The sequence below is a fragment of the Kitasatospora sp. MAP12-44 genome (assembly GCF_029892095.1).
Lineage (GTDB): Bacteria > Actinomycetota > Actinomycetes > Streptomycetales > Streptomycetaceae > Kitasatospora.
This window is the reverse complement of record NZ_JARZAE010000004.1, coordinates 8,541,561-8,554,743: the sequence shown is the minus strand read 5'-3', so window position 1 is coordinate 8,554,743 and position 13,183 is coordinate 8,541,561. Positions and strand designations below refer to the sequence as shown.

Annotated in this window: 8 protein-coding genes and 1 pseudogene; 3 read left to right on the top strand and 6 right to left on the bottom strand. The window is 71.9% G+C overall.

Features of this window, described 5'->3' with window-relative positions; genetic code table 11:
• Positions 1-59: 59 nt before the first annotated feature.
• The gene (gene xylB / locus P3T34_RS38425; RefSeq protein WP_280671281.1) at positions 60-1,490 is read right to left on the bottom strand and encodes a xylulokinase; all 1,431 of its coding nucleotides are present in this window, start codon (positions 1,488-1,490) and stop codon (positions 60-62) included.
• Between the two features lie 116 nt (positions 1,491-1,606).
• Here xylB and xylA point away from each other — a divergent pair, with 116 nt between their 5' ends.
• Together xylA and P3T34_RS38415 are read left to right on the top strand one after the other, a co-directional pair.
• The gene (xylA, locus tag P3T34_RS38420) at positions 1,607-2,779 is read left to right on the top strand and encodes a xylose isomerase (RefSeq protein ID WP_280671280.1); all 1,173 of its coding nucleotides are present in this window, start codon (positions 1,607-1,609) and stop codon (positions 2,777-2,779) included.
• Positions 2,780-2,847: 68 nt separating this feature from the next.
• A complete protein-coding gene (locus P3T34_RS38415) occupies positions 2,848-3,507 on the top strand; it encodes an HAD family hydrolase (protein ID WP_280671278.1) in 660 nt (219 codons plus the stop codon).
• Between the two features lie 239 nt (positions 3,508-3,746).
• Here the strand turns inward: P3T34_RS38415 and yicI are convergent.
• Positions 3,747-5,156, bottom strand: a pseudogene (gene yicI, locus P3T34_RS38410) (alpha-xylosidase); the annotation flags it as partial.
• 336 nt (positions 5,157-5,492) lie between these two features.
• Positions 5,493-6,908 (bottom strand): arabinofuranosidase catalytic domain-containing protein, encoded by a 1,416-nt coding sequence (locus P3T34_RS38405; RefSeq protein WP_280672658.1) that lies wholly within the window; start codon positions 6,906-6,908, stop codon positions 5,493-5,495.
• A gap of 507 nt (positions 6,909-7,415) precedes the next feature.
• On the opposite strand from P3T34_RS38405, the gene P3T34_RS38400 reads away from it, so the two are divergent.
• Positions 7,416-8,894, top strand: a complete 1,479-nt coding sequence (locus P3T34_RS38400; protein WP_280671276.1) for an endo-1,4-beta-xylanase — start codon at positions 7,416-7,418, stop codon at positions 8,892-8,894.
• Positions 8,895-9,016: 122 nt separating this feature from the next.
• On the opposite strand, the gene araA is transcribed toward P3T34_RS38400, so the two are convergent.
• From araA to P3T34_RS38385, 3 genes are read right to left on the bottom strand one after another with little or no spacing between them, the layout of a single operon-like run.
• The gene (araA, locus tag P3T34_RS38395) at positions 9,017-10,525 is read right to left on the bottom strand and encodes an L-arabinose isomerase (protein ID WP_280671274.1); all 1,509 of its coding nucleotides are present in this window, start codon (positions 10,523-10,525) and stop codon (positions 9,017-9,019) included.
• Between the two features lie 10 nt (positions 10,526-10,535).
• Entirely contained in the window at positions 10,536-11,207 is a 672-nt protein-coding gene (locus P3T34_RS38390; RefSeq protein WP_280671272.1) for an L-ribulose-5-phosphate 4-epimerase, read from the bottom strand.
• Positions 11,204-12,943 carry a ribulokinase gene (locus P3T34_RS38385; RefSeq protein ID WP_280671270.1) on the bottom strand — a complete coding sequence of 580 codons (1,740 nt, stop codon included), beginning with the start codon at positions 12,941-12,943 and terminating at the stop codon, positions 11,204-11,206. The genes P3T34_RS38390 and P3T34_RS38385 overlap by 4 nt, the downstream gene beginning before the upstream one ends.
• Positions 12,944-13,183 lie beyond the last annotated feature (240 nt).

The following is a 13,183-nucleotide window of genomic DNA, read 5'->3' as shown; positions in this document are numbered from 1 at the left end:
GCCGGCCCGCCCTCCGGGTGCCTGCTCACTCCGCCGACCGCCACCTCGCGCCTGCCCTCCTACTGGTCCCGCGCCGGGGCGCCCTGCAACGCTCCCGCCCGGCGCAGGGTATCCGTGATCCTCTCAAGCGCCTCGCCGTCCCGCGCCACCGCCTCCAGCAACAGGCCTTCGGCGGTCCGCCAGCGGCGGGCCACGACGTCGGCCGGCTCCCCGGTGACCAGCGCGGCCGCCTGCGCGGCGGCACCGAGCGCGACCAGTTCCTCGGCGGCCGGCACCTGGACGGCGCGACCGCTCAGGCGCAGCACGGTCCGCTGCCAGGCCCGCCCGCGGGCGCCGCCGCCGATCAGCAGCAGCGGTACGTCCTGGTCGGGGCTCTCGCCCCCCACGCCCAGCACGTCGTCCAGCGCGGTGAGCAGGGCGTGCGCGGCGCCGTCGTAGGCGGCCTGGAGCAGCTGGCCCGGGGTGGTGTCGTGGCGCAGGCCGTGCACCAGGCCGGAGGCGCCCGGCAGGTCGGGGGTGCGTTCGCCGTCGAGGTAGGGCAGCACCACCGCCGTGCCGCCCTCCTCGACCTCGTCCCGGCCGCGTCCGAGGAGCGCGGCGAAGCGGTCGACGGCCAGGGTGCAGTTGAGCGTGCAGGCGAGCGGCAGCCAGCCGCCGAGGGCGTCGGCGAAGCCGGCCACGATGCCGCTCGGGTCGGTGGGGCGCTTGCGGCCGACGGCGTAGACGGTGCCGGAGGTGCCGAGGCTGAGTACCGGCTGACCGGGTGCCAGGCCGAGTCCGAGCGCGGCGGCCATGTTGTCGCCGGTCCCGGTGGCGACCAGCGCCCCCTGCCGCAGCGGCAGGCCGGGGCCGACGAAGCCGACCGCCGTGCCCGGTTCGAGGACCGGCGGCAGCAGCGCCGGGCCGAGGCCGATCCGGTCGAGGATCTCCCGGTCGTAGCCGTCCGGGCCCCACCAACCGGTTCCCGAGGCATCCCCGCGGTCGGTGGCCGGCTCGCCGGTCAGGCGCTCCGTCAGGAAGTCGTGGGGCAGCCGGACGGCGGCCACCCGGTCGGCGGCGGCGGGCTCGTTGGCGCGCAGCCAGGCCCACTTGGCGGCGGTGAACGCGGCGGTCGGGACGCTGCCGGTGCGATGGGCGATCTCCTCCCGGCCGAACCCGTCCCGCAGCTGCGCGGCCTGGGGCGCGGACCGGACGTCGTTCCAGAGCAGGGCCGGGCGGACCGGCCGGCCGGCCGCGTCGAGGGCGACCAGCCCGTGCTGCTGGCCGGCGACCGACACGGCGACCGCGAGGTCCGCCCACCCGGTCCCGGCCACCGCCTCGCCGAACGCCTGCCACCACTGTTCGGGGTCGCTCTCGCGCCCGGCACCCTCGCTGACCGTGTGCGCGGCGCGCCCCTGACCGAGCACGGTCCCGGTGGCGACATCGACGGCGATGGCCTTGGTGGACTGGGTGGAGCTGTCGACGCCGATCACAACTCGCTGTACTGCCATGCGTTCCTCCGTCTGGGGGGTTCCTTCTGACGCCTCGGCATACTAATTTGTTTTTTGCCCTGACAAACAGGTCCCGGGCGAAAAATGTCCAAGCCAGGCAGTGATCGGAGCCAGCAGTGACCAGCGACCCCCTCGTCCCCACCCCGGCCGACAAGTTCACCTTCGGCCTGTGGACCGTCGGCTGGCAGGGCCGGGACCCGTTCGGCGACGCCACCCGGCCGGCCCTCGACCCGGTCGAGACCGTGCAGCGGCTCGCCGGGCTCGGCGCGTACGGCGTCACCTTCCACGATGACGACCTGATCCCGTTCGGCGCCTCGCAGGCCGAGCGCGAGCAGACCGTCAAGCGGTTCCGCGCCGCCCTGGACACGGCCGGCCTCAAGGTGCCGATGGCCACCACCAACCTGTTCACCCACCCCGTCTTCAAGGACGGCGCGTTCACCGCCAACGACCGCGACGTGCGCCGCTACGCGCTGCGCAAGACCATCCGCAACATCGACCTGGCCGCCGAGCTCGGCGCCTCGGTCTACGTCGCCTGGGGCGGCCGCGAGGGCGCCGAGTCCGGCGCCGCGAAGGACGTGCGCACCGCGCTCGACCGGCTCAAGGAGGCCTTCGACCTGCTCGGCGAGTACGTCGAGCAGCAGGGTTACGACCTGCGCTTCGCCATCGAGCCCAAGCCCAACGAGCCGCGCGGCGACATCCTGCTCCCGACCGTCGGCCACGCGCTCGCCTTCATCAACGAGCTGGAGCGCCCCGAGCGGGTCGGCGTCAACCCGGAGGTCGGCCACGAGCAGATGGCCGGACTGAACTTCCCACACGGCATCGCCCAGGTGCTGTGGCACGGCAAGCTCTTCCACATCGACCTCAACGGCCAGTCGGGCATCAAGTACGACCAGGACTTCCGGTTCGGCGCCGGCGACCTGCGCCAGGCCTTCTGGCTGGTCGACCTGCTGGAGTCGGCCGGCTACGAGGGCCCGAAGCACTTCGACTTCAAGCCCCCGCGCACCGAGGACTTCGACGGCGTCTGGGCCTCGGCCGCCGGCTGCATGCGCAACTACCTGCTGCTCGCCGAGCGTTCCCGCGCCTTCCGGGCCGACCCCGAGGTCCAGGCCGCGCTGGCGGCCTCGCGCCTGCCCGAACTCGCCGCCCGCACCGCCGAGGACGGCCTGGCCGGCCTGCTCGCCGACCGCACCGCCTTCGAGGAGTTCGACGTCGACGCGGCCGCCGCCCGAGGCATGGCCTTCGAGCAGCTCGACCAGCTCGCCCTGGAGCACCTGCTCGGCGCCCGCTGACCGAGTACGTGCCACTGTCTGCGGGCAGTGGCACGTACTCACCAGATCCACCGTGAGAGACTGACCGCGTGCAGCGACTGGCGCTCTTCGACCTCGACAACACGCTCATCGACCGTGATGCCGCCTTCGCCGCCTGGCTCGACGAGTTCGTCACCGAGCACCGGCTCGACGGCGCGGCACGCACCTGGTTGGTCCACGCGGACAGCCTCAACACCGGCCCGATGGACGGCTTCTTCCGTCGCACGCGGCTGGAGTTCGGGCTGGCCCCGTCGGCGGAGGACCTCTGGAGTCAGTTCCGTCGGCGCATGCCCGAGCTGGCTCGCTGCCGTCCCTCGGACCTCGCGGCTCTCGGTGAACTGCGGGCCGCCGGTTGGAAGACGGCCATCGTGACCAACGGGATGACGGACAACCAGCGGGGCAAGATCCACCGCACCGGCCTCGCGGCCCTGGTGGACACCTGGTGCATCTCGGACGAGGTCGGGATCCGCAAACCCGACCCCGCGATCTTCCGGCTGGCCGCGCAACGCTGCGGAACCACGCTCGACCGGGGTGGTTGGAAGATCGGCGACAGCAGCACCCACGACATCGCCGGGGGCCGCGGTGCGGGGCTCGGCACCATCTGGATCCGCCGCGACCGGACCTGGCCCGACGACCAGCCGGCACCCGACCACGAGGTCGACGACGTCGCCGAAGCCGTCGGGATCCTCCTCAGCCGGTCCGGAGCTTGAGCCGGTCCGGAGCCGTACTGCTCCGGACCGGCTCCCATGGTCAGCTCCAGGGAGATGTGGGGAATTCAGGCCGAGTAAGACCGACCGGCACATGGTGGGTGGAGGAAGGAGCGGCGTCCGGGCCGAGTCTGGGCGGTGCCGACGAGGGAGCCACTGCGGAGCATTGGCGACTGAGGAGAAGCCGTCCAGGCGACAGCCCGGGCGTCGCGACGCCGCCCACCATTTGCCGGTCGGTCTAAGAGTCCCCCGCGCAGCGACTCGGCCATGGCGTTGAAGTGCGACTCGCAGTCGCCGCCCCAGTGCACCGGGTACTGCTGGCCGCCGGCGGTGGCGGAGCGGGCGAAGAGCAGCGCCTCGCCCTCACCGCGCTCCTCGCGCAGCAGCTCGAAGACGGCCCGGTTGTACAGGTGGGTGTAGTAGTTGTGCATCCGCTCCGGGTCGGAGCCGTCGTGCCAAACGACCTCGGTGGGGATGCGCTCGCCGAAGTCGGTCTTGAAACAGTCCACCCCCTGCCCCAGCAACTGCCGCAGCTTGTTGGTGTACCAGGCGGTGGCGGCGGGGTTGGTGAAGTCGACCAGGGCCATGCCCGGCTGCCAGAGGTCCCACTGCCAGACGGTGCCGTCGGCGCGGCGGACCAGGTAGCCCTCGCGCATGCCCTCCTCGAACGGGGCGGACTTCTGCGCGATGTACGGGTTGATCCACAGGCAGATGCGCAGCCCCTGCTCCTTGAGCCTGGCGAGCATGCCCTCCGGGTCGGGGAAGGTCTCCCCGTCCCAGCGGAAGTCGCTCCACTGGTAGCCGCTCATCCAGAAGCAGTCGAAGTGGAACACGCTGAGCGGAATGCCGCGCTCGGCCATGCCGCCGACGAAGCGGTTGACGGTGGCCTCGTCGTAGTCGGTGGTGAAGGAGGTGGTCAGCCACAGGCCCAGGGCCCAGGCCGGCGGCAGGGCGGGGGCCGGCCGGTGAGCGCGGTGTACCGCTGCAGGATCTCCGTCGGCGTCGGGCCGTACACCACGAAGTACTCCAGCGCCTGGTCCTCGACGCTGAACTGCACCTGGCCGACCGACTCGGAGCCGACCTCGTAGCTGACCTTGCCGGGGTGGTTGACGAAGACGCCGTAGCCGCGGTTGGTCAGGTGGAAGGGGATGTTCTTGTAGGCCTGCTCGCTGCTGGTGCCGCCGTCGGCCTGCCAGATGTCCACCACCTGGCCGTTGCGGATGAACGGCGTGAAGCGCCCGCCCAGACCGTAGACCAACTCACCTACACCCAGACTGAGTTGACCGAGCATGTGGTGCCGCCCCGGCCGGGTCGGTGACGAAGCCGGTACCGCGCTCGCCCACCGAGGTCAGCACCTGTCCGTCGGCGGTGAACTCCAGGTTCCAGGGCCGGGCGGTGTCCACCCGCAGCGCCAGGTCACCGGCGACGAGCTCCACCACCTCCCCGTCCCGCCGCACCTTGCCGGTGCCCTGCTCCGCGCCGGGCAGCGCGAACTCCGGTCCGCGCCGCACCGAGCCGGCGTGGTGGGTGGTGCGCACCCCGATCACGTTCTCGGCCGGGGACCAGCACTCGACGGTCAGCAGCGGACTGTTGAGCGTGCCACCGCGGCTGGTCACGTGCTTCACCGGTGCGTAGAGCGTCATCCGGTCCGAACACCCACCGGGTCACATGTCTGCCGTCCGGCAGCGTGGCGACGGCATTCTGAGTGACCGCCAGATCACCGTGGAACGAGTGTGTGTCTCCCGGCACGGGCCGCTCCCTCGACTTGTCGGAACGCGAGGCCTCGCCGTCACCCGCCGCCGGTGCGCTGGCGTCCGGGGAGGGCGGGAGCGCACCGGCGACAGGCTCCGTCCCGCTCTCTGCCCTCAGAGGGGCGGATCCGGGCCGCCGGTCCAACCTGGCTGGGGGGCAGCCACGTTCGACCGGCGGAGCTCTCATTGGTGTCGAGCACGATTGTTAACGCTCACACTAACCCTGTCAAACCGGCCTCAGCCGAGGGTCCACTGCTGGTTGGTGGCGCCGGAGCAGGTCCACAGCTGGGCCAGGGCGCCGTTGGCGGTGGAGGCGCCGGTGACGTCCAGGCACAGGCCGGACTGGACGCCGGTGACGCTGCCGTCCGAGTTCAGGTGCCACTGCTGGTTGGACTGGCCATTGCAGGGCCACACGTCCACCTTGGTGCCGTTGGTGGCGCCCCTGCCGTAGGCGTCCAGGCACAGCTGGCTGCTGCCGCTGTAGACGGTGAGCTGGTCGGAGGAGGTGTGCGTCCAGGTCTGGTTCGAACCGCCCCAGCAGTCGTAGATCTGCACCTGGGTGCCGGCCGTGGTCGAGGCGTTCGGCACGTCCAGGCACCTGCCCGCACCCACCGCCCGCAACGCACCACTGGCGACCCCGTTGGAGGTGCCGTAGCCGGCGGCGGTGATGTCGGCCTGGACGGCGTTCTCGGTGGCGTCGCCCGGGTAGCCCGAGGTCATCACGCCCTCGTAGAACGTGCCGTCGGCGCCGTTGCTGTTGTCGCCGCCGATGCCCAGGATGATGGCGCCCTCCTTGTGCATCGGGTTGTAGCCGGGGACGTTGGGGCGCGCTCCGCTGTAGCCGGTGGCCAGGCCGCCGGACTGCGCGTTGCCGGAGCGGATCGCCCACTGGTTGGGCTCGCCCTTGACCATGGCGGTCAGGAACCGGTCGTTGACGCTCGGGTCGTTGGCGTTGTAGCCGGCGTTCACCCCGGAGAACAGGCCGTTCTCCTGATCGGCCATCACCCACGGTCCGTTGCCGCTGCCGTAGCCCCAGACCTTGATGTTGCCGAAGTAGACGGCCTCCATGGTGCCGTTGCCGTCGTCGTGGTTGCTGGTCTCGGCGTTGCCGTAGTCGAAGCAGCAGCCGCCGTTGTAGTGCGTGCCGTCCAGGACCGCGTACATGCCCTCCGCCTGGTCGCCGGTGGCGATCCCGTTGGTGTTGTCGTCGCGGTAGCCGGTGCCGGGGGCGATGTAGACGCCGTATGCCTGGTGCCCGCCCAGGGTGATCGGCGCGGCGGTGGCGTTGGCCAGGTTGTCGGCGTTGGGGGCGGCCCCGCCGCCGGGCCCCTGGGTGAGGTTGTTGTGCCGACCGGACTGGTCGTAGATGACGGTGATGACGCAGCTGGTGCCGGCGCAGAAGGCGTCCTGCGCCGCAGCGTCGGCGTAGCCGCCGGTGCTCAGCAGGCCGATGTCCGAGGTCGCGCCGTCGGAGGCGCGCCGCACCTGGTAGAGCGGGCCGTCGTAGGAGCCGTACAGCGCCCGCGTGGTGGAGTGCGCGGCCACGCACGGCGTGCCGCCCGCGGCGTAGATGTCGCACGGCCCCTGGGTGGCGGCCTGAGCCGGCCCGGCCGTGGTTCCGGCGGTGACCAGCGCACCGAGGACGATGGTCATCGCGGCGCCCGCTCGGGCGAGGGCGGTGGTCCGCAGCGGCCGCCGGAGGCGGCGCCAGGCATGGGGTATCTTCATCCGGGATTCTCCCTGGTAGCGCGAACGGGTAGGGTTGTTAGCGCTAACATCCTTGCTCCGGGATGCCGGTCCACGGGAAGGATGTCATGGGAGGAGACGGTGCAGTGTGCATGACCAACTGTCAAGTGGTTGCGCAGGAACCGGGTTTGGTCACCTCGGCCGCAGATCCCGGGCCTGCTCGGCCGCCCACCGCCGCGGGGCCTCGAAGGTTCGAAGTATTGCCGAAACTTTCAACCGATTCTTGACGCCTCATTCGGATTGCGGCTTTCCTGGCCACGGGAGCCGCTCCCGCCGAGTGCCGTTGCCGGACGGCCATGGCGATCCGCCATCCCCCACCCCCTGCGCACCCCGTGACCCGCACGGCCGGCACGCCGTGCCGTGCCGTCGCCGTCGGCGTGCGCCTTCGCCTGGAACAACCACTGGAGGTCGAACATGCATCTCAAACCTGCACCGAGGGCACCGCACCGTGCCCGGGCCGTCGCGCTCGCCGCCACGCTGGCAGTCGTGGTCGGCCTGCCGGCCGCGACCGCTCCCGCCACCGCCGCGACCGGCACGACACTGCGAGCCGCAGCCGAATCGGACTCCCGCTACTTCGGCACCGCGCTGACCGACGGCGATCTCGGCGTGAGCGGCGAAACCAGCGTCGCCGCCGCCCAGTTCGACATGGTGACCCCCGGCAACGAGATGAAGTGGGACACCACCGAACCCGCGCCCGGCAGCTACAACTTCGGTCCCGGCGACCAGATCGTCAACTTCGCCAAGGCAAACGGCATGCGGGTGCGCGGCCACAACCTGGTCTGGCACGCCCAGCTCCCCTCCTGGGTCAGCAACCTGCCCGGCAACCAGGTCCAGGGCGCGATGGAGTCCCACATCACCACCGAGGCCGCCCACTACAAGGGCCAGGTCTACTCCTGGGACGTCGTCAACGAGCCGTTCAACGACGACGGCAGCCTGCGCCAGGACGCCTTCTACAACGCGATGGGCCCCGGCTACATCGCCGACGCCCTGCGCACCGCCCACGCCGCCGACCCCAACGCCAAGCTCTACCTCAACGACTACAACATCGAGGGCGAGAACCCCAAGAGCAACGCCCTCTACACCCTGGCCTCCCAGCTGAAGTCCCAGGGCGTCCCGCTCGACGGCATCGGCTTCGAGAGCCACTTCATCCTCGGCCAGGTGCCCGGCGACATGCAGGCCAACATGCAGCGCTTCGCCAACCTCGGCCTCGACGTCGCCGTCACCGAGCTCGACGACCGCGTCCAACTCCCGGCCGGCGGCAGCGCCCTGGCCCAGCAGGCCACCGACTACGCCACCGTGGTGCGCGGCTGCCTCGCCGTCAGCGGCTGCGTCGGCGTCTCCCAGTGGGGCGTGGACGACGCGCACTCCTGGATCCCCGGCACCTTCCCCGGCTACGGCGCCGCCACCATGTACGACGACAACGACCAGCCCAAGCCCGCCTACGGCGCGGCGCTCTCCGCCCTCGGCGGCGGTTCGGGCCCGGGCGGCGGCGGTAGCAGTGGTGCGTTGCGGGCGGTGGGTGCGGGCAGGTGCCTGGACGTGCCGAACGCCTCGACCACGGCCGGCACCCAGGTGCAGATCTACGACTGCTGGGGCGGTTCGAACCAGACCTGGACGCACACCTCCTCCGACCAGCTCACCGTCTACAGTGGCAGCAGCCAGCTGTGCCTGGACGCCTACGGCAGGGGCGCCACCAACGGCACCAAGGTGGACGTGTGGCCCTGCAACGGCCAGTCCAACCAGCAGTGGCACCTGAACTCGGACGGCAGCGTCACCGGCGTCCAGTCCGGCCTGTGCCTGGACGTCACCGGCGCCTCCACCGCCAACGGCGCCCTGGCCCAGCTGTGGACCTGCTCCGGCGCCACCAACCAGCAATGGACCTCGGCTGACTGATCGTCACCAACTCACGACGGGCCCGGACCACGGAGCAGCAGCCCCGCCACCCGGGCCCGTCACCGGTGCCGCGTCAGGCAACCTGCGCCCCCGTCGCGAAGGTTGCCTGACGCGGCACCGGCTCAGAACCCCTGCGCCAGGCGGTGGTAGGCCTGGTTCCAGCGCAGCTCCCGGGTGAACCGGCGGGTCGTGGTGTCGGCGTCGATCACCAGCAGCTCGACCCCGAGCATCTCCGCGAGGTCGTCCAGCTCCTCGGTGCCGACCGCGCTGGAGAGCACGGTGTGGTGGGGCGCGCCGGCCGTCAGCCAGGCCTCTGCCGAGCTGCGCAGGTCCGGGCGGGGACGCCAGACCGCCCTGGCGACCGGCAGGTTGGGCAGTGGCGCCGACGGCTCGACCACGTCGATCTCGTTGGCGACCAGCCGGAACCGGTCCCCGAGGTCGGCCAGGCCGACCACCACGGCCGGGCCCGGTTCGGCGTCGAAGACCAGCCGGACCGGGTCCTCCCGGCCGCCGATGGACAGCGGATGGATCTCGCAGGACGGCGTACCGGAGGCGATGCTCGGGCAGACCTCCAGCATGTGCGCCCCGAGCACCAACTCCCGTCCGGGCTCCAGGTGGTAGGTGTAGTCCTCCATGAAGGAGGTGCCCCCGGGCCGGCCGGCGGCCATCGCCTTGAGGGTCCGCAGCAGCAGCGAGGTCTTCCAGTCGCCCTCGCCGCCGAAGCCGTAGCCGTCGGCCATCAGTCGCTGCACGGCGAGCCCGGGCAGCTGGCGCAGGCCGCCGAGGTCCTCGAAGTTGGTGGTGAAGGCCTTGAAGCCGCCCGCCTCGAGGAAGCCGCGCAGGCCTACCTCGATCCGGGCCGCGTAGCGCAGCGAGTCGTGCCGCGCGCCGTCCGCGCGCAGTTCGGGCGCGAGGCGGTAGGTCTCCTGGTACTCCTCGACCAGCGTGCCGACTCCCTTGTCCAAGGTGGAATCCACCGCCGCCACCAGGTCGTTGACGCCGTAGGTGTTGACCGAGACGCCGAACCGCCGCTGCGCCTCGACCTTGTCGCCCTCGGTGACGGCGACGTCGCGCATGTTGTCGCCGAAGCGGGCCAGCCGCAGGCTCCGCAGCTCGGCCCGGCCGGTGGCGGCCCGGGCCCAGGCGGCGATCCGAGCGGTCACGGCCGGGTCGCTGACGTGCCCGACGACGGTCTTGCGGGCCACCCCGAGCCTGGTCTGCACGAAGCCGAACTCGCGGTCGCCGTGGGCGGCCTGGTTCAGGTTCATGAAGTCCATGTCGATGGACTGCCACGGCAGGTCGACGTTGGCCTGGGTGTGCAGGTGCAGCAGCGGCTTGCGCAGCCCGGACAGGCCGGTGATCCACATCTTGGCCGGCGAGAAGGTGTGCATCCAGGTGATCAGGCCGATGCAGTTGTCGTCGGCGTCGGCCTCCAGGCAGACCCGGCGGATCGCCGAGTCGCTGGTGAGCACGGGCCGCCAGACCAGCCTGACGGGCAGCTCGGACGACTGCCCCAGCGCGGTCGCGATCTGCTGGGACTGCTCGGCGACCTGGCGCAACGTCTCTTCGCCGTACATCTCCTGACTGCCGGTCAGGAACCAGATCTCGGGTCCCTCGTTGGTCCGGTTCAATGCTGGCTCCTCACTGGGCCGCGGGGCGCTGGCCGTAGACGTGTCGGTAGCGGTGGTTGAGGCTGTCGATGTCCGCCTGGGCGATCGGCAGCGGATCGCCCAGCTGGCGGGAGATGTGCACGGTGCGCGCCACGTCCTCGCACATCACGGCCGCCTTGACCGCGGCCTTGGCGTCCTTGCCGATGGTGAAGACGCCGTGGCTCTTCATCAGGACGGCCGACGAGCGGTGGCCGCTGAGGGTTTCCACGATCCCCCGGCCGATCGAGTCGTCGCCGATCAGCGCGAACGGGCCGACGGGGATCTCGGCGCCGAACTCGTCGGCCATCGCGGTGAGCACGCAGGGCACCGCCTCGCCACGGGCCGCCCAGGCGCAGGCGTAGGTGGAGTGGGTGTGCACCACTCCCCCGACCTCGGGCAGGTGGCGGTAGACGTAGGCGTGCGCGGCGGTGTCGGAGGAGGGCCAGTGCTTGCCCTCCACCACGTTGCCGTCCAGGTCGCAGACGATCATGTTCTCCGGCGACAGCTCTTCGTACGGGACGCCGCTGGGCTTGATCACCAGCAGGTCCTCGCCCGGGACGCGGGCGGAGACGTTGCCCGCGGTCCAGACCACCAGGCCGTAGCGCACCAACTCCTGGTGCAGGTCGCTGACCTGGCGGCGGATCGTCTCGATGGTCGTGGTCACGGTGCCTCGCTCGGGGCGGTCAGGTCAGTGCGGTCGGTCGGGGCGGTGCCGCCGGCTGCTGCCAGGGCGGCGTTGCGGATGCGGCGCAGCCGGTGCAGGGTGCCATCGGTGGCGAACCGGTCGTGCAGGGCGCGGTACTCGGCGTAGAGCCGGTCGTACGCGTCGGCCCGCTCCGGGTCGGGCCGGTACGCGGCGGGGCGAACCCGGCCCATCGCCGCCGCGGCGGCCCGCACGTCGGGGTGGGCCCCGGCGGCGACGGCGGCGTGGATGGCGGAGCCGAGGGCCGGCCCCTGCTCGGACACGGCGAGCGAGACCGGCCGGCGCAGCACGTCGGCGTGGATCTGCATCAGCAGGGCGTTCTTGCCGAGGCCGCCGGTGACGATGTACTCGGTGACCGGCACCCCGCCCTGCTCGAGTGCCTCCACGATGACCCGGGTGCCGAACGCGGTGGCCTCCAGCAGGGCGCGGTAGACCTCCTCCGGACGGGTGGCCAGGGTGAGGCCGACGATCACACCGGAGAGGTCGTGGTCGACCAAAGTGCTGCGGTTGCCGTTCAGCCAGTCCAGCACCACCAGGCCGTGCCCGCCCACGGGTTGGCCCGCGGCCTTGCGGGTGAGCAGCTGGTGCGCGTCCTCGCCGGCGGCCTCGGCCTCGGCGAGGTAGTCGGCGGGCAGGCCCTGGCGCAGCCACCACGCGAAGATGTCGCCGACGGCGCTCTGGCCGGCCTCGTAGCCGTAGCTGCCGGTGACGATGCCGTTCTCGACCACGCCGCAGATGCCGGGTACCTCGGCCGGCGCGGCCCCGTTGACCACGTGGCAGGTGGAGGTGCCCATGATGGCGAGCAGCTGCCCGTTCTCCACGGCCCGCGCGGCGGGCGCGGCCACGTGGGCGTCCACGTTGCCGGCGGCGACCGCGATGCCCTCCGGCAGGCCGGTCCAGCCGGCCGCCTCGGCGGTCAGCGAGCCGACCCGGGAGCCGAGCGCGGCCAGCGGGTGCTCCAGCCGGGTGCGGGCGAAGTCGGCGAACTGCGGGTGCAGAGCGGCGAGGTAGTCCTCGCTCGGGTAACCGCCGTCCTGGTACAGGCCCTTGTAGCCGGCGGTGCAGGCGTTGCGGCTCTCGGTGCCGGTGAGCTGCCAGACGATCCAGTCGGCGGCCTCGATCCAGCGCTCGCAGGCCGCGTAGACCTCGGGGTCCTCCTCCAGCAGTTGCAGCGCCTTGGCGTACTGCCACTCCGCGGAGACCTTGCCGCCGTAGCGCGCGATCCACTTCTCTCCGCGGGCGTGGGCCAGGGCGTTGATGCGGTCGGCCTGCTCCTGCGCGGCGTGGTGCTTCCACAACTTGGGCCAGGCGTGCGGGCGTTCGGTCCACTGCGGGAGCTCGGCGAGCGCGGTGCCGTCGGCGCGGGCGGGCAGCACCGTGCAGGCGGTGAAGTCGGTGGCGATGCCGATGATCCGGGCGGGGTCCACGCCCGCGGCGGCCACCGCGGCGGGGACGGCGGTGCGCAGCACCTCGCGCCAGTCCGCGGGGTGCTGGAGCGCCCAGTCCGGGGGCAGCGCCGCGCCGGTGCCGGGCAGCCGCTGCTCGATGACGGCGTGCGGGTACTCGTGGACGGCGGTCCCGAGCTCCTCGCCGTCCCGCACCCGGACCACCACGGCCCGACCGGAGAGCGTGCCGAAGTCGATGCCGACGACGTAGCGGTCCGGGTCCGCGCCCGGGTTGACGGTTGGCACGGTCACGTCTGGTCCTTCGCTCCGAGGGGTGTCCGGTGTCGTTGCCGGTCGCCGGCGGAGCCCCGCACCCGACGGCAGGCAAATTGTTAGCGCTAACAATCACCCTGTCAAGAGCGCTGACAAGGGCGCGCACGAGGCGCGTCCAAGCACCGCACCCCGAACCGACTGCCGACACGACGACCCGTCGGGCCATCGACGGGGGCTCGAACACCCAACTCCTGCCGACCCGTTGACGCCCAGCTGTGT